This window comes from Mesorhizobium sp. M1088, from assembly GCF_040318575.1.
Lineage (GTDB): Bacteria > Pseudomonadota > Alphaproteobacteria > Rhizobiales > Rhizobiaceae > Mesorhizobium.
On the sequence record NZ_JAMYMO010000003.1, the window covers coordinates 141036 to 165667 of the forward strand.

The 24632-nt window shown below is 62.6% G+C and carries 23 protein-coding genes; 13 read left to right on the top strand and 10 right to left on the bottom strand.

Annotation, left to right across the window (positions count from 1 at the left end; all coding sequences use genetic code 11):
* Positions 1 to 16: 16 nt before the first annotated feature.
* The 4 genes from NKH49_RS05345 to NKH49_RS05360 all read right to left on the bottom strand — a co-directional run bounded on the left by NKH49_RS05345 (position 17) and on the right by NKH49_RS05360 (position 4176).
* Entirely contained in the window at positions 17 to 1204 is a 1188-nt protein-coding gene (locus NKH49_RS05345; RefSeq protein WP_352925334.1) for a PLP-dependent transferase, read from the bottom strand.
* Positions 1201 to 1935 (bottom strand): FadR/GntR family transcriptional regulator, encoded by a 735-nt coding sequence (locus NKH49_RS05350; protein WP_352925336.1) that lies wholly within the window; start codon positions 1933 to 1935, stop codon positions 1201 to 1203. Before NKH49_RS05350 ends, NKH49_RS05345 begins: the two co-directional genes overlap by 4 nt.
* Before the next feature lie 462 nt (positions 1936 to 2397).
* Positions 2398 to 3771: a PleD family two-component system response regulator gene (locus NKH49_RS05355; protein ID WP_352925338.1), complete on the bottom strand. Its 1374-nt coding sequence runs from the start codon at positions 3769 to 3771 to the stop codon at positions 2398 to 2400.
* A 33-nt stretch (positions 3772 to 3804) separates the two neighbouring features.
* Positions 3805 to 4176 carry a response regulator gene (locus tag NKH49_RS05360; protein WP_006334976.1) on the bottom strand — a complete coding sequence of 124 codons (372 nt, stop codon included), beginning with the start codon at positions 4174 to 4176 and terminating at the stop codon, positions 3805 to 3807.
* 218 nt (positions 4177 to 4394) lie between these two features.
* Here NKH49_RS05360 and NKH49_RS05365 point away from each other — a divergent pair, with 218 nt between their 5' ends.
* Positions 4395 to 4694, top strand: a complete 300-nt coding sequence (locus tag NKH49_RS05365; protein WP_352502452.1) for a DUF3572 domain-containing protein — start codon at positions 4395 to 4397, stop codon at positions 4692 to 4694.
* Positions 4691 to 5344: a hypothetical protein gene (locus NKH49_RS05370; RefSeq protein WP_352925340.1), complete on the top strand. Its 654-nt coding sequence runs from the start codon at positions 4691 to 4693 to the stop codon at positions 5342 to 5344. Before NKH49_RS05365 ends, NKH49_RS05370 begins: the two co-directional genes overlap by 4 nt.
* Positions 5345 to 5353: 9 nt before the next feature.
* On the opposite strand, the gene NKH49_RS05375 is transcribed toward NKH49_RS05370, so the two are convergent.
* Entirely contained in the window at positions 5354 to 6529 is a 1176-nt protein-coding gene (locus tag NKH49_RS05375) for a hypothetical protein (protein WP_352925342.1), read from the bottom strand.
* A 501-nt stretch (positions 6530 to 7030) separates the two neighbouring features.
* Complete coding sequence (locus NKH49_RS05380) at positions 7031 to 7606, bottom strand: GNAT family N-acetyltransferase (RefSeq protein ID WP_352925344.1); 576 nt, start codon at positions 7604 to 7606, stop codon at positions 7031 to 7033.
* Between the two features lie 68 nt (positions 7607 to 7674).
* Between NKH49_RS05380 and NKH49_RS05385 the strand changes: the two genes are divergently transcribed.
* A complete protein-coding gene (locus tag NKH49_RS05385; protein WP_352682952.1) occupies positions 7675 to 9003 on the top strand; it encodes a DNA polymerase IV in 1329 nt (442 codons plus the stop codon).
* 150 nt (positions 9004 to 9153) lie between these two features.
* On the opposite strand, the gene NKH49_RS05390 is transcribed toward NKH49_RS05385, so the two are convergent.
* Positions 9154 to 9666, bottom strand: a complete 513-nt coding sequence (locus tag NKH49_RS05390) for a hypothetical protein (RefSeq protein WP_352925346.1) — start codon at positions 9664 to 9666, stop codon at positions 9154 to 9156.
* 173 nt (positions 9667 to 9839) lie between these two features.
* Between NKH49_RS05390 and NKH49_RS05395 the strand changes: the two genes are divergently transcribed.
* Positions 9840 to 10721 (top strand): DMT family transporter, encoded by an 882-nt coding sequence (locus tag NKH49_RS05395; RefSeq protein WP_352471788.1) that lies wholly within the window; start codon positions 9840 to 9842, stop codon positions 10719 to 10721.
* Between the two features lie 14 nt (positions 10722 to 10735).
* On the opposite strand, the gene dnaE is transcribed toward NKH49_RS05395, so the two are convergent.
* Positions 10736 to 14263, bottom strand: a complete 3528-nt coding sequence (gene dnaE, locus NKH49_RS05400) for a DNA polymerase III subunit alpha (RefSeq protein WP_352770264.1) — start codon at positions 14261 to 14263, stop codon at positions 10736 to 10738.
* A 615-nt stretch (positions 14264 to 14878) separates the two neighbouring features.
* Positions 14879 to 16891: an acetyl-CoA carboxylase biotin carboxylase subunit gene (locus NKH49_RS05405; RefSeq protein ID WP_352770263.1), complete on the bottom strand. Its 2013-nt coding sequence runs from the start codon at positions 16889 to 16891 to the stop codon at positions 14879 to 14881.
* 213 nt (positions 16892 to 17104) lie between these two features.
* On the opposite strand from NKH49_RS05405, the gene NKH49_RS05410 reads away from it, so the two are divergent.
* The 7 genes from NKH49_RS05410 to NKH49_RS05440 all read left to right on the top strand — a co-directional run bounded on the left by NKH49_RS05410 (position 17105) and on the right by NKH49_RS05440 (position 22104).
* Positions 17105 to 18232 (top strand): S-(hydroxymethyl)glutathione dehydrogenase/class III alcohol dehydrogenase, encoded by a 1128-nt coding sequence (locus tag NKH49_RS05410; protein WP_352770261.1) that lies wholly within the window; start codon positions 17105 to 17107, stop codon positions 18230 to 18232.
* Positions 18229 to 18501, top strand: coding sequence for a hypothetical protein (locus NKH49_RS05415; protein ID WP_352451332.1), 273 nt, complete (start codon positions 18229 to 18231; stop codon positions 18499 to 18501). Before NKH49_RS05410 ends, NKH49_RS05415 begins: the two co-directional genes overlap by 4 nt.
* 20 nt (positions 18502 to 18521) lie before the next feature.
* Entirely contained in the window at positions 18522 to 19091 is a 570-nt protein-coding gene (gfa, locus tag NKH49_RS05420) for an S-(hydroxymethyl)glutathione synthase (RefSeq protein WP_352451333.1), read from the top strand.
* Positions 19092 to 19157: 66 nt separating this feature from the next.
* Positions 19158 to 19625: a YaiI/YqxD family protein gene (locus NKH49_RS05425; protein WP_352770259.1), complete on the top strand. Its 468-nt coding sequence runs from the start codon at positions 19158 to 19160 to the stop codon at positions 19623 to 19625.
* A 5-nt stretch (positions 19626 to 19630) separates the two neighbouring features.
* Positions 19631 to 20308 (top strand): DUF1345 domain-containing protein, encoded by a 678-nt coding sequence (locus NKH49_RS05430; protein WP_352473888.1) that lies wholly within the window; start codon positions 19631 to 19633, stop codon positions 20306 to 20308.
* A gap of 103 nt (positions 20309 to 20411) precedes the next feature.
* The gene (locus NKH49_RS05435; protein WP_352925349.1) at positions 20412 to 21293 is read left to right on the top strand and encodes a cytochrome b/b6 domain-containing protein; all 882 of its coding nucleotides are present in this window, start codon (positions 20412 to 20414) and stop codon (positions 21291 to 21293) included.
* Between the two features lies 1 nt (position 21294).
* Positions 21295 to 22104, top strand: a complete 810-nt coding sequence (locus NKH49_RS05440) for a molybdopterin-binding protein (protein WP_352451337.1) — start codon at positions 21295 to 21297, stop codon at positions 22102 to 22104.
* Positions 22105 to 22127: 23 nt separating this feature from the next.
* Here NKH49_RS05440 and NKH49_RS05445 read toward each other — a convergent pair whose 3' ends face one another.
* A complete protein-coding gene (locus NKH49_RS05445; protein ID WP_352925351.1) occupies positions 22128 to 22718 on the bottom strand; it encodes a DUF3011 domain-containing protein in 591 nt (196 codons plus the stop codon).
* Between the two features lie 86 nt (positions 22719 to 22804).
* Here NKH49_RS05445 and NKH49_RS05450 point away from each other — a divergent pair, with 86 nt between their 5' ends.
* Positions 22805 to 23635, top strand: coding sequence for a transporter substrate-binding domain-containing protein (locus NKH49_RS05450; RefSeq protein ID WP_352451339.1), 831 nt, complete (start codon positions 22805 to 22807; stop codon positions 23633 to 23635).
* A 358-nt stretch (positions 23636 to 23993) separates the two neighbouring features.
* Positions 23994 to 24569 (top strand): Fic/DOC family protein, encoded by a 576-nt coding sequence (locus NKH49_RS05455; protein WP_352816759.1) that lies wholly within the window; start codon positions 23994 to 23996, stop codon positions 24567 to 24569.
* Positions 24570 to 24632 lie beyond the last annotated feature (63 nt).

Sequence of the window (24632 nt, forward strand, 5' to 3'; positions counted from 1 at the left end):
ATTTTGAACGGCTCCTTTATCTTTTTGCTCTGTCGAAGGCCTGGGCAACATCCGCCCACAGGTCTTCGACACTTTCCAATCCGACACTGAAGCGGATGGTTCGTGGGCTGACGCCGAAGCGCGCCATCGAATTCAGGCCCGGCGTCTGCTCGAGCGAGGCCTTTGCCGGAACGACCAGGCTCTCATGGCCGCCCCAGCTGACGCCGATGCGAAAGAGTTTCAGCGCATCGACGAAGGCCGGGATGTCGATGTCTTCCGTCACTTCGAACGAGAACAGCCCGGCATAGCCGGCAAGCGTCGCCTTGCCTGGATGGTTGGAATAGGCCGGGTGATTGACCCGCTCGACATGGTCATGCGCTTTCAGCCGTTCGGCGATGGTCAGCCCGCTCTTCATGTGATGCGGCAACCGCAGCGGCAATGTGCGCAGGCCACGCAGCAACAGCCAGGCCTCGAAAGGCGAAAGTTTGCCGCCGAGATAGGAATAGGTCTGCTCGTTGATCTGTCGGATATGGGCGGCCGAACCGGCCACCACACCGGCGACGGTGTCGCTGTGGCCGCCGAGATATTTCGAGGCCGAATGCAGCACCAGGTCGACACCGTGCGAAATCGGCTTCTGGAACACCGGCGTCGCCCAGGAATTGTCGATCGAGGTGATGATGCCCTGCTCTTTGGCCAGCCGCGCCAGCTGGGTTATGTCCTGGAGCTCGAACATCATCGACGTCGGGCTTTCCAGGTAGAGCAGCTTGGCGCCGGGAAGTGCTGCCGCGACCGCGTCCGGATCCGAACCGTCGACATAGTCGACCTTGATGTTGAGCCGTGGCAAAAGCCGTTCGAACAGCCGGTAGGCATCGCCGTAGCAATTGCGCACGACAACCATGCGCTCACCGGCACCGACGAAAGCAAGCACCGTGGCGCTGATCGCCGCCATGCCGCTGGAAAAGCCGCGCGCGGCCTCCGCGCCTTCGAGAGCGGCGACACGCGCCTCGAACTCCATGACCGTCGGGTTGTCGCCGCGCGAATAGATCGGCTGACGTCGCCTGCCGGCGAATGTGTCGGCCATCTCGGAATAGTTGGCGAAGGTGAAGAGCGAAGTCTGGTAGATCGGCGGGACCACCGCGCCGCCGGGGAAAGGCTCGTCATGGGCGAGAAGCGTCGCTGCCTCGGCGAGATAGTCGTTTTCGAAACCGGCGGGATGATCGCTCATTTCTGGCCTGAAAGTTCGAGTTTGGCCGCGCCGCGCTTCAGATCGTCCTCGACGGTGGCGATCAGCTTGAGCGCCTCGGCCCGGGCCCCCTCCGGATCGTGCGCGGCGATGCGTTCGTAGATGGTGCGGTGGTAAGGAAAGCTGGCGTGGCCGAAATCACGCACGCCGAGCGGATGCTCCCAGAAACGATGGAACAGTTCGTGCATGGCGGCGATGATCTGCTCGAACAGCGGATTGCCGGAACTGCGGTAGATCGACTGGTGGAATTCCCAGTCCTCCTCCGCCGACATCCCGGCGCGGGTGTGGAAGGCCTGCTCCATAATGTCGAGCTTGCGCCCGATCTCCACGAGATCTGCCTGGCCCGCGCGGACGGCGCACAGGGCGGCGGCTTCCGCTTCCAGTGCGCGGCGGATTTCCAGCGTCTGCATCAGGCTGGTGAAATCATTGCCGCCGGCCAGCGTCAGCGGCATGTGCAGCATGTCCAGCGAGACCACTCCCTTGAGATAGGTGCCGCTGCCTTGCCGCCGTTCGACCAGGCCGAGCCCTTCCCAGCGCGTCAGCGCCTCGCGCACGGTGTTGCGGCTCACCTTGAGGCGCTCGGCAAGGATGCGTTCGGTCGGCAGTCTCTGGCCGGGCCCGAGAGCTTCCCGTATCACAAAGCCGGCCAGCGCCTTGAGCACCGCGTCGTCGCGAGCAGTTGCCTGTATGGGGGAAAGGCCGAATTCGGTCATGCCAACGGGTCACCAAATGGCTCAATGGTCCAACCAATTTCTGCATAGAAGACAGGCCCTGTCAACCGACTGCGGTCGCATACGCTCTGCCCAGCCGGCTATTTCAAAAGGCGCTGTCCCTGCCGCAACAAAAACCAAGCGTTTTCCGGGTCTTGGCGTAGAATCCTGATGTGTTTTGAAAATTGGGGGCCGGCCGGCGTTTGGCAGCGGTACGAGGAGGCCACTATGTGCCAGCGCCGGCCGGCCGACCCCACGGACCCAGGAGATGCGGCGGACCTGAGCATCATGGGGTATTCTTCGGGTCGAACCGGCGATCTAGCCTCGTGCCGGTTACGTCTAAGGGCTGCACATTTGCGCAACAACTTATGGAAATCAACCGTTTCTTAACCAAGCCTCGCAAATCGCTTGGATTAAGGTAAATTCGTAACCTTGTCGCGTTGACCGGGCAATTGGTGTTCGGTGCTAAGCCGCCTTGGCGACGACGCGATTGCGGCCGCCGCTCTTGGCTTCGTAGAGCGCGAGGTCGGCGCGTTTCATCAGCGCCGAGACCGTGTCTACCCCCTTCAGCACCGACGACACGCCGACGCTGACGGTGACTTCGACGGCCTTGCCTTCGGTGCCGATGGCAAACGGCAGCTGGGCGATTTCGGCGCGAATGCGCTCGGCGACCTTTTCGGCTACCGCGCCGTCGGTGTCCGGCATCACCACGACGAACTCCTCACCGCCGAAGCGGCAGGCTAGATCGATGCCGCGCACATTCTTGCGCAGCCGCCGCGCGAATTCGCGCAGCACGTCGTCGCCGCCGTCATGGCCATGCGCGTCGTTGATGCTCTTGAAGCGGTCCAGATCGGTGATCATCACCGACAGCGGCCGGCGCCGTGCCACGGCGCGGTCGAACAGCGTCTGCAGATGGCTGTCGAGATAGCGCCGGTTGTGCAGGCCGGTCAGGGCATCGGTCACCGCCATCTCGATGGTCTGGGTGACGCTGGCGCGAAGCTGGTCGTTGTAGCGCTTGCGGCGCACCTGCGTACGCAGCCGCGCGGTCAGCTCCTGCTGGTCGATCGGCCGCATCAGATAATCGTTGATGCCGAGTTCGAGGCCGCGGATGATACGTCCCTCCTCGCCCTCGTCCGCCAGAAGGATGATCGGCAGGAAACGGGTGCGATCGAGCGAGCGCAATTGCGAGCAGAGCCTCAGCGGGTCGAAATCGGCGAAGGCCGTCGAGATCATCACGCATTCATACGGCTGCTCGGCGGCCTGGAAGAAGCCGGCATGCGGATCGTTGGCGACGTCGAGATCGGCACTGCCGCGCAGCATCTTCTGGATGCGCTCGAACGAGGATTTGCGCTCGTCGACCAGCAGCACCTTCGGCACCGCATCGTCGGCAGCGAAGTTGCGGCTCAAAAGCTCCTCGATGCCGATATTGCGTGTCGTCGAGGCGCGCAGCCGCAGCTCGTCGGTCAGCGATTTCAGCCTGACCAGGCTCTTGACGCGCGTCATCAACTGCAGATCGTTGACCGGCTTGGTCAAAAAATCGTCGGCGCCGGCCTCGAGGCCGCGCACCCGGTCCGAAACCTGGTCGAGCGCGGTGATCATCACGACAGGGATATGCGACGTCGCCGGGTCGCCCTTCAGCCGCCGGCAGACCTCGAACCCGTCCATATCGGGCATCATCACGTCGAGCAGCACGACGTCGACCTTGCCGTTCTCGCAGATCTCGATCGCGTCCGGCCCGTTGGTGGCGGTCAGGACCTCGAAATATTCGGCGAGTAGCCGAACCTCCAGCAGCCTGACATTGGCTGGGATGTCGTCGACGACGAGGATCCGCGCGGTCATTTCACAAAGCTCCGGCTCGGCTGGAAAGGGACATCAGGCATCGCCCAGGTAGGATTTGATGGTTTCGATGAAACGCGGCACCGAGATCGGCTTGGAGATATATGCCTCGCAGCCGCCCTGGCGAATGCGCTCCTCGTCCCCCTTCATCGCGAAGGCGGTGACGGCGATGACCGGGATGACGTGGAGATCATCGTCCTCCTTCAGCCATTTGGTGACCTCGAGGCCCGACACTTCCGGCAGCTGGATGTCCATCAGGATGAGGTCCGGCCTGTGCTGCCGCGCCAGATCCAGCGCTTCCAGGCCGTTGCGTGTGCGCACCGTCTCGTAGCCGCTCGCTTCGATGAGGTCGCGAAAGAGCTTCATGTTGAGCTCGTTGTCTTCGACGATCATAACCTTCTTTGGCATCGATTTCCCGTCCCGGCTGACCTTCCACTCGAAGGGTGCCGTCATGCGCCCCCTTGTCGGCACGCACCAAACCTGTTCCCACTATACGGCAATATGATTGACGAAACGCAAACCGGCCGCCCTAAAAGCGTTCGGATTCCAGGTGGGCGAGCTTGCTGCCGGCGACACTTGCCACTACTGCGAAAACAGAACGATTCCGCCCATGAAGGAAGGTAGCGATGGCAAACGCAGCGTCAATGCGCGAGGAAGCGGAAACCATTGCCGTAAAGGCGTTGGGCTTCGTCGCCGCCGATCCGGAACTTCTGCCCCGCTTCCTGGCGATCACCGGCATCGAAGCCCATTCCATCCGCCGGGCGGCGGGCGAGCCTGGATTCCTGGCCGGCGTGCTGCAGTTCATCCTTGCCCACGAGCCGACGCTGATGCGTTTTTCCGAGGAGACCGGGACGCCGCCGGCCGCAGTCGGCAAGGCATTGCGGGCGCTGCCGCTCGGCGACGACAATCATGAGCATTCGGTATGAGCGACGATCCCGAGACGGCGCGGCAGATCGAGGAGCTGGCCGACGACGACCGGCCGCTGCTGGTGCTCGACGTCGACGACGTCGTGCTCGAATTCATCCGGCCGTTTCCGCATTTCCTCAAATCGCGCGGCTTCGGCCTGACGCTGGCTTCCTTCCGCCTCACCGGCAACATCACCGAAACGGCGAGCGGCCGTTTGATCGAACAGCCCGAGGTTACGGCACTTCTGGGGGAATTCTTTGACGCCCAGGCCGCTTGGCAAAGCATCACCGACGGTGCCGAGGATGCTCTTGCAGCGCTTAGCGACAGCGCCGAGATCGTTCTGCTAACCGCCATGCCGCACAAGCACCGCGTGGTGCGCCGTGCGCATCTCGACGCGCTCGGATTGCCCTACCCGCTTTTGACCACCGAAATGGCCAAGGGACCGGCGGTGGCCAAATTGCGCGGCAACAAGGGCCGCCCGGTCGCTTTCGTCGACGATCAGCCGTCCAATCTTGTGTCGGTGCAGAACTCGGTCGCCGATGCGTATCTCTTCCATCTGATGGCCGACAATTCGCTGCGCGCTTTCCTGCCGCCGCCGCCGGACGGCGTCAGAGTCGTCGAAGACTGGCGCGACGCCGCGCCGAAGATCGCGAGCGCTCTGGGGCTTTAATGGGAGCGCTCAGGGCTGCAGCTTCGGTCCTGCCCCGCCATTGTCGCCGCCGTCCGAATCCTCGCCCCCGGTCGAATTGTCCGTTCCATTCGCGCCATCATCGCCCGAGTTGTCATCCTGGCCGGCGCTGTCGTCCTGGACTTCATCCGGCCCCTTCAGCATGGCGCCGTTGACCGAAACGGACCCATCGGCCTTGGTGTTGATCACCCATTCCAGCCGGCCATCCGGCAGCGTCTTGCCAAAACCTTTGACGGCCAGCGCAAAGGGGAAGGCCTGCGCCATCGGCTCATCGCTCTTGGCGCCTTCCTTCAAGGCATCGACGATCCTGTCGTAGCCGGCCACAGCGACGGTCACGGTCGCATCAGGCTTTTCGCCGCCCGGGAAAGTCATCTCGCCTTCCATGGCGACTTCGACGTCGCCATTCTTCACGGTCGAGTGGCCGAGGATTACTTTGGGTTTCTTGGCCTTGAAATCGGCGACCAAAGCCTTGCCGAATTCCCCCGGCAACGGCGGATTCTTATTGAGATCAAAGGCTTCGATCGCCTTCTTCGCCATCGTGTCGAGATCGATATTGGCACCGCCGAAGTTGAGGTCGATATCCGTCGGCACCAGTGGACCAGTCCAGGCGGGCAGCAATTGCCGGGGGATCGTCAGACCGGAGGCCTTGATCCCATAGTTGATCTTGCCGTTCTGGGAGACGCCATCCATGCCGCTGGCCAAATCCAACTGCTTCGCACCCCACTTGCCGACTGGGCTCTCAATTGCGAAATCCTTGAAGGCGTACGTTCCGTCGATTCTTTCCCAGACAGGCAACGCCGCAAGGAGACGTGACTTAAGTTCCGCCTGATTTACTTTCAGTTTCGCCTCGTCTTCATTAGCGACGGCAAAAGCAAGCAGATCCATCAACGGCTTTGTCCGAACACCCTTGCCGTTTGCATGCACCGAAAGTTCCGGCGCATTGAGGGTGACCGGAAAATTCAACCCTCGCTCGGGATCGTTGATTTTGAGGACTTCAGCAAAATTCAAGATCTTTTCCGCGACAGTGAAATCGATGCCGCCGTTCGCCGATTTCGTCGAATTTAGCGTGGCGGTGCCGGCACCGGCAGAGACATCGGCCTCTTGCTTCGGCTCCCGGGTTTTCATCGTCATAGCGTCCATTGACCCCGTGGCGCTGACGAAGGCCACCAGGGCCGGATCATACACACCGGTGAACTTGTTGTTCGACACCGAAAAGTCGATGTGCTGCGGCCCTTGAGGCCCCTTGAAATCGAACGATCCGGTCAGCGACGTATCCGCCGACACGTCCCACTGCCCGTCCTGGCGCGGCTTGACCCGCATGTCGTAAGGCGTGACGTCGAACTTGAAGGAATCCTGTTTCGACAGCAAAGCGACGAGCGGCTTGAAATCGACGGCGAGTTTGTACGCATCGCCGTCGGCAGTGATTTTCACCAGCCCGATATCGAAACCCTGCCTGCCGAAATAATGTGCCAGATCATCGGTAAGCTTCTTCGCGCCTTGGCTGTCGACGGTCTGGGCGAAAGCGGGCGCGCTAAACGCGACGGCGAGAACAAGTGGCAATACACGCTTCACGTCGATTCTCCGTTGTCTCGGGCCAAATCATTGCTTGTGTTAGTGAAACAGCGTTGCAGCCGCAAGACGCCGACTGTAGGCCAAAAGCGCATCCGGCTAAAGCACCAGCCGCACCAGCGGTCGGCCTGGCTTACGTTCGACCAATCGCTGGAACCCGGCCTTTTCGAAGACCCGCGACGAGCCGACGAACAGTCCGATCGAGCGCGAATCCTTCGACAGGTCGATCGGGCAGGCCTCGATCAGCCGCGCGCCGTTCTCGCGGGCGAACTCGATGCCGCCTTGGACCAGGCGGTGCGACAGGCCTTTGCCGCGTGCTTTGGCGCGGATGAAGAAGCAGGAGATCGCCCAGGCGCCCGGATCGCTGGCGTCGGCGGGGTCGATCGGCGCCGACCCCCTGCCCTGGTTGTTCCATTCGGGCACGTCGGCACGCGGGCCGATCTGCATCCAGCCGACCGCCTGGCCACCCTCGAAGGCCAACAGGCCGGGCGGCGGCCCGGCCTCGATCCGCGCCTTGATGTGGTCCTTGTTGCGCTCCCGGTTGCTCGCGCGGCGTGCTGCGGGCGACAGCCGGAAATGTGTGCACCAGCAGCCGTAGCAGGCGCCTTGCCTACCGAAAAGATCTTCGAAATCCGCCCAAAGCTCGGGCACTAGCGGCGCTATGGTCGTATTCATGAGCTCTCTCCCGGCCCACCGCCTTGTCGTGGCATCCGTCCTGACGTACCATTGCATTTGTTCTCTTTATGTTCGCAGCGATGGCGGCCCCTGTCAACAATCCCGAACACGGTTTTTGCCGCGACTGCCTGAGTTTTCAGCGCAGCGAGGCACGCCGTTGCGAGCGCTGCGGCAGTCCACGGCTCGCCCGCCATCCGGAGCTCTACCGGCTGCGCCTTGCCCATATCGATTGCGACGCGTTCTACGCGGCGGTCGAAAAGCGCGACAATCCGGCGTTGAAGGACCGGCCATTGATCATCGGCGGCGGCAAGCGCGGCGTCGTCTCCACCGCATGCTACATTGCCCGCATCCACGGCGTGCGCTCGGCAATGCCGATGTTCAAGGCGCTCGAAGCCTGCCCGGAAGCGGTGGTCCTGCCGCCGGACATGGAAAAATACGTGCGCGTCGGCCGCGAGGTACGCGCCATGATGCAGGCGCTGACGCCGCTGGTCGAGCCGCTCTCGATCGACGAGGCCTTTCTCGACCTCGCCGGCACCGAGCGCCTGCATGGCCTGCCGCCTGCGGTGGTGCTGGCGCGCTTCGCACTCGGCGTGGAAAAGGAGATCGGCATCACCGTTTCGGCCGGCCTTTCCTACTGCAAGTTCCTGGCCAAGGTGGCGTCGGACTTCCGCAAGCCGCGCGGCTTTTCGGTGATCGGCGAGGCCGAGGCTATCGGCTTCCTGGCCGAGCAGCCGGTGACGCTGATCTGGGGGGTCGGCAAGGCCTTTGCCGCCACCCTCGAGCGCGACGGCATCCGCACCATCGGCCAGTTGCAGCGCATGGAACGTAGCGATCTGATGCGCCGCTACGGCGTCATGGGCGACCGGCTCTACCGGCTTTCGCGCGGCGAGGACGACCGTCGCGTCGTTCCCGACCAGGACGCGAAAAGCGTCTCGGCGGAAACCACTTTCGATACCGACATCGCCTCCGTCGACGAACTGGTTTCGGTGCTGAGGGCGCTGTCGGAAAAAGTCTCGGCCCGGCTGAAGAAATCCGGCATTGCCGGACGCACCGTCGTCCTCAAGCTGAAGACCCAGGATTTCAAGATCCGCACGCGCAATCGCCAACTCGGCGATCCGACCCGGCTGGCCGACCGCATCTTTCAGACCGGGCTCGAGCTGCTGCGCAAGGAAGCGGATGGCACGAAATACCGGCTGCTCGGCATTGGCGTCAGCGATCTCTCCGACGATGACCGGGCGGACCCGCCCGACCTGGTCGACGTCCAGTCACGCAAGCGCGCCATGGCCGAAGGCGCCATCGACACGCTGCGCGGCAAGTTCGGCCGCAGGGCGGTGGAAACCGGCTATACCTTCGGCAAGGGCCGCGATGCCCATCCGCCCGAACCGGTCGAGGAATGATACCGGCATGTTTGAGATTCAGGTCAGGCCGAGTCGAGAAGGGTGGTTTCCGAGAACCGGAGCGGAGCGCACTTGTGAGTACGTGAGCACTGGATGCGCAGGAAACCGCCTTTCGCAGGCCGGCCTCACCTGAATATCAACTTGCCCCAGTCACGTGCGCTGCAGATCGATCCGGGTGGTCACCACACTCTTCCCGGTTTTCGGATCGGTATCGACGACGATCAGCCGCATGCCATTCTCGCCGTTCTTCTCGACCGTCATTTGCGCCTTGCGATCGCCATTGACCTCCTTGGCCCAACGGATGCCGAGATTGATTGCGTTGCCGGAGCGGCTGCCGCTCAATTGCGCCGGCCCGGTGCGCGATCCGACATAGGTGCCGGTGTATTTCGTCCCGCTCGATTTGAGATCGGCGCTGATGGCGCGCGTTACCACGATAAGACCGCGGCAGCTGCCGTCGAGCGATAGCGAGCTCGACGTTGCGTCGGAATTGAAATAACAGGAGACATTCACCGTCGGCGCATCGGTGGTCACCTTGACGATGCCTTTGCCGGCGAAATTCCCCTGGAATGAGCGAAGAAAATCCGGATCGTCGGCATGCGCTGCCCCGGCCCCGGCCCCGGCCGTCAGGCAGCCGGCAAGTACAAATCGTGCAAGTGATTTCATCGGACCGCTCCTCGTTGGTATCCAAAACACAGCACGCAAACACTGAGGGACCAACGCTTCCCTCAGCGGCGGGTTCCGGCTTCAACATCACTGTTTGCAACGCTGCACGGCTGGCCCAGTCGAATGCGTCGGCTAGCGGTTGCGATGAGCGCTCCGGCTTGCGACATAGCCGCATGGCACCCGCACCCTCGATCCCCAAGGCCGCGTTCTGGATGGCGCTGTCGATCGCCTCGTTCCTGGCGATGTCGGTGGCCGGCCGTGCCACGACGGCCGAACTAAACGTCTTCCAGGTGCTCGAGCTGCGCTCGGTGATCGGCTTTTTCATCCTGTTGCCGCTGGTCATGATGTCAGGCGGTTTTGCGGCGATGCGCACCGGACGCCCGCTGGCTCATATCGCCCGCAACGTCGTCCACTATACCGGCCAGGCTGCCTGGCTCTACGCCCTGACGCTGATCCCGCTTGCGGTACTGATCTCGATCGAATTCACGACGCCGATCTGGACCGCTTTGCTGGCCGTCGCTTTCCTCGGCGAAAGGCTCTCCCGGCCACGGCTGGCGGCAATCGTGCTCGGGCTGATCGGCGTTGTGATCATCGTGCGTCCGGGCGTCGGCGCGGTCAATCCGGGGCATGTTATCGTGCTGGGAGCCGCGGTCTGCTTCGGCGTCTCGGTGGTTCTCGTCAAGTCGCTGACGCGGACGGACAGCGTCGTGCGCATCATCTTCTGGATGTTGATCATCCAGTCGCTGCTTGGCCTCGTCCCGGCGCTTTACGAATGGCGCAACCCGCCGCTTGAGCTCTGGCCGTGGATCCTGCTCATCGCCTTCACCGGCATGTCGTCGCATTTCTGCATGGCCCGCGCACTTGTCTATGCCGATGCGACGGTCATCTCGCCAATGGACTTTTTGCGCGTGCCGCTGTCGGCGGTGATCGGATGGCTGCTCTATCACGAGCAGATCGACGCCTTCACCGCCGGTGGCGCCCTGCTGATCCTCATGGGAAATCTGCTCAACCTGCAGCGGAGAGCACCGCAACCGGCGGAGATCGCCGCTTCATAAGCGTGCGCTAACTCTTAGACCAGTTCCACCTCGACCACGCCCGGCACCGCCCGCATCGCCGACGCGATCTGCGGCGATACGCGGTAGCGGTTGGGCAACTCGATCTCGACCTCGCCCTCGCCGCCTTCCTTGATGACGATGATGCTCACCTGACTGTCGCCACGCTGGCCAAGCTGCGATTGGATTGTCGATGCCGGTGCGTCATTTCTGACGAAGATGCGCAACGCTTTCTGGATACGGCTTGCCTCTTCCTCCAACGACTGCACGGTCTGGATGCGCAGATTGACGCCTTCAGGCCTGTCCTCGGCCGAAACGGTGATCACCACCGAGCGGCCGGGTTCGAGCAGGTCGCGGTATTGCGCCAGCCCCTCGGAAAACAGCACCGCTTCATACTGGCCGGAGGTGTCGGAGAACTGCACGACGCCCATCTTGTTGCCGGTGCGCGTCTTGCGCTCCTGCTTGGTGGTCACCGTGCCGGCGAGCCGGCCGGCGGCAGCACCGCGTTTGACGGCGGCCGAAAACTCGCCCCAGGTCTGCACCCGCATTTTCTGCAGCGCCGCCTTGTATTCGTCGAGCGGATGCGCCGAGAGATAGAACCCGACCACCTGGAATTCACGGTGCAGGCGGTCGGCGGCGAGCCAGGGATCGGTCGCCGGCAAGTTGAGCGCCTGCGACTGTGCGCCGAGCGAGGCGCCAAAGATGTCATGCTGGCCGGTGACGGCATTCTGCTGCGCCAGCGACGCCAGCCCCATCATCCGCTCGACGCCGGCCATCATCGCCGCGCGGTCATGACCGAAGCAGTCGAGCGCGCCGGCCATGATCAGGCTTTCGAAGACGCGCTTGCCGACGATCTTCGGATCGACCCTTTCACAGAAATCGGCAAGGCTCTTGAAGGGTTTTTCGCCGCGCGTGGCGACGATGTGCTCGACCGCCGCGTCGCCGACGCCCTTGAGCGCGGCCAGCGAATAGAAGATGCGGTTCTCGCCGACCTCGAAATCCCGGAACGACGTCATGACCGACGGCGCCACCACCTCGATGCCGAGGCGCAGCGCATCCTGGCGGAAATCGGCGAGCTTGTCCGTATTGCCCATGTCGAGCGTCATCGACGCCGCCAGGAATTCGACAGGGTAATGCGCCTTCAGATAGGCGGTCTGGTAGGAGACGACGGCATAGGCGGCGGCATGCGATTTGTTGAAACCGTAGTCGGCAAACTTTGCCAGCAGGTCGAAGATGAAGTCGGCTTGCGGCTTGCCGACGCCGCGCTCGACCGCGCCCGAAACAAAGCGCTCGCGCTGCTTGTCCATCTCGGCGCGGATCTTCTTGCCCATGGCGCGGCGCAGCAGATCGGCTTCGCCCAGCGAATAGCCGGAGAGCTCCTGCGCGATCTGCATCACCTGTTCCTGGTAGACGATGACGCCTTGCGTCTCCTTGACGAGATGGTCGATCTTCGGGTGGATCGACGCCATCTCCTCCTCGCCGTGCTTTCTGGCGTTGTAGGTCGGTATGTTCTCCATCGGCCCCGGCCGGTAGAGCGCGACCAGCGCGATAATGTCCTCGATACAGTCGGGCCGCATGCCGATCAGCGCCTTGCGCATGCCGGCACTTTCCACCTGGAACACGCCGACCACCTCGCCGCGCGACAGCATGGCGTAGGTTTCGGGGTCGTCGAGCGGAATGTGGGCAAGATCGATCTCGATGCCGCGGCGGCGGATCAGCTTGACGGCCCTGTCCAGCACCGTCAGCGTCTTCAGGCCAAGGAAGTCGAATTTCACCAGCCCCGCCTGCTCGACATATTTCATGTTGAACTGCGTGACCGGCATGTCCGAGCGCGGATCGCGGTACATCGGCACCAGCTCCGACAGCGGCCGGTCGCCGATGACGATGCCGGCGGCGTGCGTCGAGGCGTGCCGATAAAGACCTTCCAGCTTCTGCGCCGTATCGAGCAGCGTCTGCACGATCGGCTCACGCTCCGCCTCTTCGGCAAAGCGCGGCTCGTTGGCGATGGCGTCGGCGAGCTTGACCGGATTGGCCGGGTTCGACGGCACCATCTTGCTCAGCTTGTCGACCTGCCCGTAAGGCATCTGCAGCACGCGGCCGACGTCGCGCAGCACCGCGCGCGCCTGCAACGTGCCGAAGGTGATGATCTGGCCAACCTGGTCGCGGCCGTATTTCTGCTGGACGTAGCGGATGACTTCCTCGCGCCGGTCCTGGCAGAAGTCGATGTCGAAGTCGGGCATAGACACGCGGTCGGGATTGAGGAAGCGCTCGAACAGCAGCGAAAAACGCAGTGGATCGATGTCGGTGATGGTCGTGGCATAGGCGACCAGCGAGCCGGCGCCCGAACCGCGGCCCGGGCCGACCGGAATGCCTTGTGCCTTGGCCCATTTGATGAAGTCGGCAACGATCAGGAAATAGCCCGGATATTTCATCTTCTCGATGACGCCGAGCTCGAAATCCAGCCTTTCGCGATATTGCTCGACGGTATAGCCGGGCGTCGGGCCGTGCGCCGCCAGCCGCGCCTCCAGCCCTTCATGCGCCTGCCTGGCAAGCTCCTGCGCCTCCGCCTTGACCGCAGCATCGGCGTCGGCGACATCGCGGCCGGCAAAGCGCGGCAGAATCGGATTGCGGGTCTTCGGGTAATACGAGCAGCGCAGCGCGATCTCGACGGTGTTGTCGATTGCTTCCGGCAGGTCGGCGAACAGCCTCGCCATATCGGCCTGGCTTCTCAGGAAGTGGTCGGGCGAAAGGCGGCGGCGATTGTCGGCCGCAACCACGGAACCTTCGGCGATGGCGATCAGGGCGTCATGCGCCTCATAGTCTTCACGAGAGAAGAAAAACGCCTCGTTGGTGGCAACCAGCGGCAGATCGTGGCGGTAGGCGAGGTCGACCGACGACTGCTCGATGGCGCGGTCGTAGCCGGAGACCCGCTCAAGCTCGACATAGAGCCGGTCGCCGAACAGGCTCTTGAGCGCCGAGAGCCGGGTCTCGGCGAGTTCGCGGCGATCCTGTTTCAAGGCACTGCCGATCGGACCGCGCGGTCCGCCCGTAAGGCAGATCAATCCGTCGGTGTGGCCCTGCAGCATCTCGCTCGTCAGATGCACCGCTTCGCCGGGCGGTGTCTCGAGGTAGACGCGGCTGACCAGCCTGACCAGATTGCCGTAGCCGGCCTCGGTTGCGGCGATCAGGACGACCGGCCGCATCTCCGGTCCTTGCCGCCTGCGGTCGCGCTGGCTGTCGCTCGCCTCGCCGGAAAAGGCGAGGTCGATCTGGCAGCCGATGATCGGCTGGATGCCGTCCTTTACCGCCTTCTGGGCGAATTCCAGCGCGCCGAACAGATTGTTGGTGTCGGTGACGGCGATTGCCGGGCATTCGTCCTGCACCGCATGGCCGACGATCTTGCCGAGCTGCAAGGCACCTTCGAGCAGCGAATAGGCCGAATGCACACGCAGATGAATGAATCGACGCGCCGCCGCCTCCGCCCGCGACGCCTTTGCATAGGCCTCGCGCAGCAAGGGATCGCGTGGAAGTCTTTCATCCGCCATGGTTTTTTCGCGCCGCCTCACAAGGACTCAGTCGATGAAGATGTATTGTATTGTCCGGCACCGGGTAACACGAGTCCAGCGGTAGTGATTGGAGCTTTGTGAACTTAGCAATCGCTTCCGCCGGCAGAAAGGCGCTGCCACCGAAGCTGCCAATCTCCCTCCTCGTGGGGGAGATGTCCGGCAGGACAGAGAGGGGCGCTGTCCCGCCGACGTCAGGCTGCAAATAAAAACCCGCCACTGCGGGCGGGTCGCTGGAGCCAATTAGCACCATACCCAAATTAGTAGCATAGCTGCCGGCACAAAGCAAGAACAAAATACGGCGCGACGGGGAAAAATGCGAATTCCTCGCGGCCTCGCCTTGTCCCTCCTCCACTGAGCGTGCCCAACCAATTGCAAGGTCGCGTTCCTTCGCGCCCCCCTCTGTCCTGCCGGACATCTCCCCCACGAGGGGGGAGATTGGCCATCATCTCGGCTTTCGCCAATTTCCAACGTTGCAGGAGCGAGCGAGGCGCCGAGGCTGCCAATCTCCCCCCTGGAGGGGGAGATGTCCGGCAGGGCAGAGGGGGGCGCTGTCCCGCCAACTTCTGACGGGCGTCGAGGGCGGGGGTTTCGGCCTCACGCGAATTCCATGATCACCGCATCGACGGCAAGGCTATCGCCTGGCCTGGCGTTGAGCTTCGAGACGATGAGATCGCGCTCGGCGCGCAGGACGTTTTCCATCTTCATCGCCTCGACCACGGCCAGCGTCTCGCCGGCCTTGACCTCCTGCCCCTCGGCAACGGCAATCGACACGACGAGGCCGGGCATCGGGCATAGCAGCATCTTCGAGGTATCCGGCGCGCCTTTTTCCGGCATCAGCCTTTCGAGTTCGGCGGTGCGCGGCAGCATGGCGCGGGCTGTCACCGAGATGCCTTTCCAGGCGATGCGGAACCCGTTCAGCACCGGCCTGACTTGCGCCGCGACCTTGCGGCCGCCGACCGTGCCGCGCCAGATGAGATCGCCCGGCCGCCAGTCGGATGCCACCGTCAGCGGTTTGCCGCCGTCGATTGTGAGGTCGAGCTCCATCGGAATGGAAATCATGCCTTCGACGATGGCAACCGAAAGATAATCCCGGCCGATCTTCACCACCCAATCGCGTTTCAAGGCGCCCGAATGCGGCGCCAGCCGCCCGCCCAGCCGGTCGAGCCGGTCGCGGCGCAGCAGTTCGACCGCGGTTGCGATCGCGGCCAGCACCGCGTTTTCTTCGCTGTTCGGCACAATGGGCGCGAAGCCGTCGGGATATTCCTCGGCGATGAACGCCGTCGATAGCCGCCCTTCCCGCCAGCGCGGATGCTGCATCAGCGCCGCCAGGAACGGTATGTTGTGCTCGATGCCGTCGACGACGAAACTGTCCAGCGCTTCCGACATCGCGTCGATCGCCGCCAGCCGTGTCGGCGCCCAGGTGCACAGCTTGGCGACCATCGGGTCGTAGAACATCGAGATTTCCGAGCCTTCGGTAACGCCGGTATCGTTGCGGATGACGACCTCGCCGAATTTTCCCTCTTCCGGCGGCCGGTATTTCGTCAGCCTGCCGATCGACGGCAGAAAGTTGCGATACGGATCTTCGGCATAGAGGCGGCTTTCCACCGCCCAGCCGTTCAGCTTGACGTCGCTCTGCTTGATGGCGAGCTTTTCGCCGGCCGCCACGCGGATCATCTGCTCGACCAGGTCGATGCCGGTGACGAGTTCCGTCACCGGATGCTCGACCTGCAGCCGCGTGTTCATTTCTAGGAAATAGAAGTTCTTGTCGCTGTCGACGATGAACTCGACCGTGCCGGCGCTCTGGTACTCGACGGCCTTGGCCAGCGCCACCGATTGCTCGCCCATGGCTTTGCGGGTCTTGGCGTCGAGGAAGGGGGACGGCGCCTCCTCCACGACCTTCTGGTTGCGGCGCTGGATCGAGCATTCGCGCTCGCCGAGATAGAGCGTGTTGCCATGCGCGTCGGCGAGCACCTGGATTTCGATATGGCGCGGATCGACGATGAATTTTTCGATGAAGACGCGGTCATCGCCGAACGAGCTTTTGGCCTCAGACCGCGCCCGGTCGAAGCCGTCGCGCACCTCTGCCTTGCTCCAGGCGATGCGCATGCCCTTGCCGCCGCCGCCGGCCGAAGCCTTGATCATCACGGGATAGCCGATTTCGCCGGCTATTCTTTCGGCATGGGCGGCGTTTTCGACGACGCCAAGCCAGCCGGGCACCGTCGACACCTTGGCCGCATTGGCGAACTTCTTCGATTCGATCTTGTCGCCCATCGCCTTGATGGCCTTGGGCTTCGGGCCGATGAAGACGATGCCTTCCTGCTCCAGCGCTTCGCAGAAGGATGCCCGCTCGGACAGGAAACCGTAGCCGGGATGCACGGCTTCTGCTCCTGTGGCCTTGGAGGCGGCGACGATCTTTTCCGCGACCAGATAACTTTGCGCAGCCGGCGAAGGCCCGATATGCACCGCCTCGTCGGCCATTTCGACATGCACGGCGTCGCGGTCGGCGTCGGAATGGACCGCGACGGTGGCGATGCCCATCTTGCGCGCCGTCTTGATCACGCGGCAGGCGATCTCGCCACGGTTGGCGACCAGGATCTTTGTGAACATGCAGGCCTCGTCCCTCGGCTGCCCTTCTTTTGCGGGCTTCCCGTTTTATGGGCTTCAGGGGGCCGGTCAAGGCAAAGTCGGAGCCTATCCCGCATGCAAATCGGCGGGCGCTGACGAAAATCCGGGGTCAGAACGTCGCTTCGTGCATAGCGCAGAGCTGAATGGTAAGTTAAATCTAACCTGGATTGCAGACTGCCTTGGGAGGATTGCCTGATGAAAACGCGCGCCGCTGTCGCCGTTGCCGCCGGAAAGCCGCTGCAGATCATGGAGGTCGACCTCGAAGGTCCCCGCGATGGCGAGGTGCTGGTCGAGATCAAGGCAACCGGCATCTGCCACACCGACGAGTTCACGCTGTCGGGCGCCGACCCGGAAGGCCTGTTTCCGGCGATCCTCGGCCATGAGGGCGCCGGCATCGTCGTCGACGTCGGCAAGGGCGTCTCCTCGGTCAGGAAGGGCGACCATGTCATCCCGCTCTATACGCCGGAATGCCGGCAGTGCCCGTCCTGCCTGTCGCGCAAGACCAATCTGTGCACCGCCATCCGCGCCACGCAGGGTCAGGGCTTGATGCCGGACGGCACCTCGCGCTTCTCGATCGGCAAGGACAAGCTGTTCCACTACATGGGCTGCTCGACCTTCTCCAACTTCACCGTGCTGCCCGAGATCGCGGTGGCCAAGGTCAATGCCGACGCCCCGTTCGACAAGATCTGCTACATCGGCTGCGGCGTCACCACCGGCATCGGTGCTGTGATCAACACGGCCAAGGTCGAGCAAGGCGCGACGGCGGTCGTGTTCGGCCTCGGCGGCATCGGCCTCAACGTCATCCAAGGCCTGCGCCTTGCCGGCGCCGACATGATCATCGGCGTCGACCTGAACAATGACAGACGAGCCTGGGGCGAGAAATTCGGCATGACGCATTTCGTCAATCCGAAGGAGATCGACGGCGATGTCGTGGCTTATCTCGTCAACATGACCAAGCGCGGCGCCGACCAGATCGGCGGCGCCGACTACACCTTCGACTGCACCGGCAACACCAAAGTCATGCGGCAGGCGCTGGAAGCGTCGCATCGCGGCTGGGGCAAGTCGGTCATCATCGGCGTTGCCGGCGCCGGCCAGGAGATATCGACGCGGCCGTTCCAGCTGGTCACCGGCCGCACCTGGATGGGCACCGCCTTCGGCGGCGCGCGCGGCCGCACCGACGTGCCGAAGATCGTCGACTGGTACATGGCCGGCAAGATCGAGATCGATCCGATGATCACCCACACGCTGAAGCTCGAGGACATCAACAAGGGCTTTGACCTGATGCATGAAGGCAAGTCGATCAGGAGCGTGGTAGTCTATTGAAGGAGGTACTGATCCGGGTTCGGATCCGATATCCGAATTTCAGCGAGTCGCTCAGTATGCAGAGCTGGCAATTCGGCGAACATCTTTGGGTAGCGCTTAGGAATAACAACCGCGTTCGCATCGACCTCGATGAGATCGACCGCGGCAGAGAAGAAATATCGTTTCTCGTGCGCGATACATATCTGAGCAAGGCGCTCAAGGTGGTAGAGCGCGTCAAGCAAGAACACCGTATGGAGAATGAAGCGGTAATCGAAACGGAACCAGCATAGAACCAAGGGAGGAGACAAAAATGCCGGAAAAACTGCATCCTAAAATCGACAATGGACTGCCACGGGAAAAGGCCGACTTTGCCGGCGGCACGCTGGTCTGCGCCTGCACCAGCAACCCGGTCAAGGTCAAGGTCAAGGGCCAGATCGCTCACAACCATGCCTGCGGCTGCACCAAATGCTGGAAGCCGGAAGGCGCGCTGTTCTCGGTCGTGGCGGTTGCCGGTACAAACGACGTGACGGTGACCGAAAACGGCGACAAGCTGAAGATCGTCGATCCGGGCGCGCTGATCCTGCGCCATGCCTGCACCGGCTGCGGCGTCCACATGCACGGCCCGGTCGAGCGCGACCACGCTTTCAAGGGGCTGTCCTTCATCCATCCCGAGCGCTTCCAGGAAGACGGCTGGTCGCCGCCGGGCTTCACCGCCTTTGTCTCCTCGATCATCGAGTCCGGTGTCGATCCGAGCCGCATGGACGGCATAAGGTCACAGCTGAAGTCGATCGGGCTCGAACCTTATGATTGCCTCAATCCAGGACTGATGGACTATATCGCCACCTGGACGGCCAAGAGATCCGGCGCGTTGCCGGCCTAGTAGCCGCTCGACTATCATCGATCGAGCCGGGCGACGCCGCCCGGCTCTTTCGCATTTGGAACAACGATGCCCGCACCTGCTATTCTCGTCGATGCCGACGCTTGCCCGGTGAAGGCCGAGGTCGAAAAAGTCGCTGAGCGGCACGGCATCGTCGTCACCTTCGTCTCCAATGGCGGCTTGCGTCCGTCGCGCGATCCGATGGTCCGCAATGTCGTCGTCTCCAAGGGTGCCGATGCCGCCGACGACTGGATCGTCGAAAATGCCCGGTCCAACGACATTGTGGTGACCGCCGATATCCCGCTTGCCGCGCGCGCGGTGGCGCTTGGCGCCCACGTACTTGGTCCGGCCGGACGCCCGTTTACGCCTGAAACGATCGGCATGGCGGTGGCAATGCGCGATCTCAAGCAGCATCTGCGCGAGACCGGCGAAAGCAAGGGCTACAATTCGAGCTTCGCGCCGCAGGACCGCTCGCGGTTCCTCGGCGAGCTTGACCGCATCCTACGGCGGGCGCTGAAATCCGCGTCTGCGGACTGAAGGCCATGGCGACCGGTACCCCGACCAAGATGCCCATGCGACGCCACACGCCGTTCGCGGTGTCGGCCTGCATCGGCGTGGCAGCCTTTGGCGCCGCGCTGGTCTGGCGTGCGCCGCTTGCCTATTCGATCGGCGCCAATGTGTTCTTTGCCGCCTATCTCGTCCTTGTCATCGCCCATATGCCGCGGCTTACCGGCAGCTATCTGCGCAAGAATGCAGGCGACACGGACCTGCCGGTACTGGCCATCTTCGCGGTCACGCTGATTGTCGTCGCTATTGCCATCATGTCGTTGTTTCAATTGATCAACAGGGAGAAGAGCGCGGACACCGTCGAGCTTATGGTGGCGCTGCTGTCTATCCCGCTTGGCTGGTTGACCATCCATGCGATGGCCGCACTTCACTACGCGCATATCTACTGGTTGGATGGCGATGCGATGGATGGCGACACAAAAAAGAAAATTCCGGTCGGCGGCCTCGACTTCCCGGGCGGCAAGCGGCCGGAAGGCTCGGATTTCCTCTATTTCGCCACGGTGATCGGCATGACGGCGCAAACCGCCGACACCAACATCACGACCTCGCAAATGCGCCGTGTCGTGCTTGTGCATTCGATCCTGTCGTTCTTCTTCAACACGGTCATCGTGGCAGCCGCGGTCAACCTCGCCGTCAGCCTCGGCAGTCCGTAATAAATCCGTGATCGGGTGAAACATCGCTTAGGCTGGCGACGTATTGGGAGGAGAAGAGATCTGACGAGGCCGCGGAACCGCTTGGCAGGGAGGCACGGAAAATATGGAATCAGTTGCCAGAGGCGAAGCCAGCACCGGGGCAGATAGCGCTGCTTCGACGGATGCGACGCTGATCTATCGGCAGTCGCGCTGGACGCGGCTGACGCATTGGCTGTGGGCGATCGCGCTGTTCTTCATGCTGCTTTCCGGCCTGCAGATCTTCAACGCCCGCCCGCAGCTCTATATCGGCAAGGAGTCGGGTTTTGGCTACAACAACACCGTCTTCGCCATTGGCGCCGAGAATACGGCGACTGGCCCGCGCGGCTATACCGAAATCTTCGGCAAGCGCTTCGATACCACTGGCGTGCTCGGCTGGTCGGGTCCGGCCGGCCAGGAAACCTCCCGTGCCTTCCCGTCCTGGGCGACGATCCCTTCCTATTACGATCTCGGCACCGCGCGCGTCGTTCATTTCTTCTTTGCCTGGGTGCTGACCACCACGCTGCTGGTCTGGCTGGTCGCCAGCCTGATCAACGGCCATTTGCGCCGCGATCTTGCCCCGCGCCTCGATGATTTCAGGCGGCTGCCGCGAGACATTGTCGAGCACGCCAAGCTCAGGTTCCACCACACGCGCGACTACAACACGCTGCAGAAGATGGCCTATGGCGGCGTGCTGTTCGTGCTGCTGCCGCTGATGATCATCACCGGCCTTGCCATGTCGCCGAGCATGGATTCGGTGCTGCCGTTCCTGAATGATCTGCTCGGCGGCCGACAGACGGCGCGCACCATTCATTTCACGGTGATGCTGCTGCTCGTCGCCTTCTTCATTATCCACATCCTGATGATCCTGGCCGCCGGTCCAATCAACGAGCTGCGCTCCATCATCACCGGGTGGTACCGAACCGACCCGCAGGCGCATGGCGACAATGCGCCAGAGAGGAGTGCCTGACATGGCGAAATTCGAGATCAGCTCCAAGCTACAGATAAGCCGAAGAAAGTTCCTGACCTCGGCCAGCCTCGGCCTTTCCGGCATCATGCTGTCGGGCTGCGACGCCTTCGACAGCCAGCTGGGCGTCGGCGACAGCCTGCGCAGCTTCCTCGAAAGCGCCAATGGCCTGACCTGGCGGGCGCAGCGACTGCTTGCCGGCGCTGACGCGCTGGCGCCGGAGTTCACCGAGGCCGACATTCGCCAGCCACAGCGGCCGAACGGCGTCACCGCACCGGACGACGATTTCTACAAGGGCCTGCTCGCCAGCGATTTCGCCGACTGGCGGCTGGAGGTTTCAGGCCTCGTCGAAAAACCGCTGTCGCTGAGCCGCGAGCAGCTGATGAACATGCCGAGCCGCACCCAGATCACCCGCCACGACTGCGTAGAAGGCTGGAGCTGCATTGCCAAATGGACCGGCACGCCGCTGTCGCTGGTGCTCGACCAGGCAGTGGTCAAGCCGCAGGCGCGCTACGTCATGTTCCACTGCCTCGACACGATCGACCGCAGCTTGGCCGGCGACATCAAATATTACGGCTCGATCGACCTGGTCGATGCCCGCCATCCGCAGACGATCCTTGCCTATGGCCTCAACGGCAAGCCGTTGCCGGTCGAAAACGGCGCGCCGCTGCGCGTCCGCGTCGAGCGCCAGCTCGGCTACAAGATGCCGAAATACCTCTACAAGATCGAGCTGGTCGACGGCTTCGCCAATCTCGGCGGCGGCAGAGGCGGCTATTGGGAGGACAATGGCTACGACTGGTACGGCGGCATCTGACCGAAACCTGACCCAAGCTTCATCTAACTGTCGTCGCCGTCGCTGCGCAGGGCCGGATTCAGGTCAGGATTATCGTCAGGGGTGACAAGCTTGCCCAGCCCGTGCGGTCCCTGGTAGTTGCCGTGGGTATCGAAGTTGGGGTTGCCCTGATTGTCGAATTGCGGCGTCGGATCGATCGATTGGTCGTAACGGCGCGGGCGCGGCTTCGGATAGTAATTATCGGAATGATGGCGATGCGAATTGCCGTTGTCGAGAATGGCGCCTACCACGCCGCCGACGATAATGGCTGCGGCGACGTCGCCAGCAGAGGGATTGCGGTCGGGGCCGGCGACTGCGAATTCGGCCGAGCAACCATTGTCGACCCAGATGCCGCCGCCGTCATAGCCCCAGCTTCTACCGTATACGCAACGCGCCTTCGAAAGCCTGGAGGTCAACTGCACGCCGCGGCGCGTATCGACCCCGCAATAGGAATAGCGGTAATCGGCGCTGGAGCAGACCACGCGTTTTGCCCCCGCAGCCTGCGCTGCCGCCGGCAGCAGCGAAAGCTTCGCCGGATTGCCCAGGATGCAAACCAGGAACATCATCGAACCGGTAACCGTCATCCGTGTCGACATCGCAACTCTCCATCAGGGTCCGCTATCGACAGAATGGCACCTCTGTGTAAATCTGACAACCGGACGGGCTCAGCGAGGTTATATTAATGCGCGCTAAGATGATCGCCACAACTATACTTGCCCTTTCTGCCTGGTTGGCTTTGTCGCTGCTGCCGGCCCGGGCGGACGACAGCCTCAAGCGCATCATCGACCAGAAGGCACTGACGATCGGCGTGGCGCTCAACCCGCCATGGATCCTCAAGAAGGCCGACGGGAAGTTGGCCGGCTATGATGTCGACCTGACCAGTGCGCTGGCGTCTGATCTCGGCGTCGACCTGAAGCTGGTCGAGGTGCCCTGGAACGACCTTAAGACAAGACTGCTCAAGGGTGATTTCGACATGATCGCGGCTGGCTACGCCAGCACGCCGGAACGCGCACGCGAGGTGGTGTTCTCCAACCAGACCGGCACCGCCGATATCCGCATGGTTGCGACGATCGCCAGCCTTGGGAAAAGGCCGGGAAAGGCAGTGGCGGCGCCGGGATACAAGATCGCCGTGCTGTCCAATTCCACCGATGAAGCCGCCGCGAAGGAAGCTTTTCCCAAGGCGACCATCCTGTCTTTCGACAATACCTCAGATGTTTTCGCCGCGATCATCGGCGGCGACGCACAGGCAATGGTCGCGACATCGCCAACGCCCCAAATGGCCGCCAGGCTCTATGACGCGAAGTTGACAATGGTGGGCGGCCCGCTGTTGCGGACGCCGGAGGCGTTTGCGATGCGCCCGGACGATGTGCGCCTCATCCAATACGTCAACAACTGGATCGGCGCGCGCACCGCCGACGGCACCATAGGCGGCGTGCGCCGCTACTGGTTCGGCAGCTTCAAATGGATGTCGCGGTTCGACACCAGCGCCAAGCCGGAGCCCGCCAAACAATAGCGTCGCGCGACTGCTTATGCGACCTTGTCGATCAGCGACCGTATTTCAGCGACAGTGGCGCGCTCGCTCCATGATCGTCGGATTCAGCTGTTTCACGGCCGCAAAATTCGCTTTGGTCCCCTTGGCCGGCATGTGCTAGCGTTGCCAGATGAAAAGTCGTTCCCCCAAATTAGATCGCTCGCCAAAGAGCGGACACTATGTCCTGACGAGCAGTCGAGGCGCCAAAATCAGCGCCGTCGAAGGTATGAAGCTAAGTCCACGCATGGGGCATATCCTTGAGCAAAGCTCGCAGCGTGGGCTGAGCGGTGATGAGCGACGCAAGCTCATCAAAGAACAGGCGCGCAAGAAGTAGCGGACCTTGGTCTATGCCGCAGAATCCGATCCTCTGTGCTATCCGGGCACGACCGTCCTTCGCAACCTCCTCGACATTCATGATCAGTCCGAGCTCGACGAGTTTGAGCTCGCTCTGTTTCTGACCCGGGCCGATGAGGCTTTTCCAGCTGGTGATCTGGATTATCCGCACTATCTGGCACTGCATCGTCACCTGTTTCAGGACGTCTATGCGTGGGCCGGTGAACCGCGCACCATCCGCATCGGCAAGGGCGGTAACTGGTTTTGCTACCCCGAGTACATCGATGCCGAGATGCAGCGGGTTTTCGGAGAACTCTCAGCCGCCGGCCATTATTCCAGCACATCAGCCGAGGTCTTTGCAGCTGGCGCAGCGCACGTTCTCGCTGAGATCAATGCGATACACCCCTTCCGAGAAGGCAACGGCCGCACTCAGCTGGCGTTTCTGGCGATATTAGCCGATAACGCCGGCCATGGTTTCGACGATGACGAGCTGGATCGCGATCGTGTAATGAAGGCCATGATCTCAAGCTTTTCCGGCGACGAAGCCCCACTCACGCGCCTGATTCAGGACATTGTCGCTTAAGGGCTGCCTACCGATCCTGGCTGATGTTGCCTGTCCTCGGAAAGGTTAATGCGCTGCCGTCGG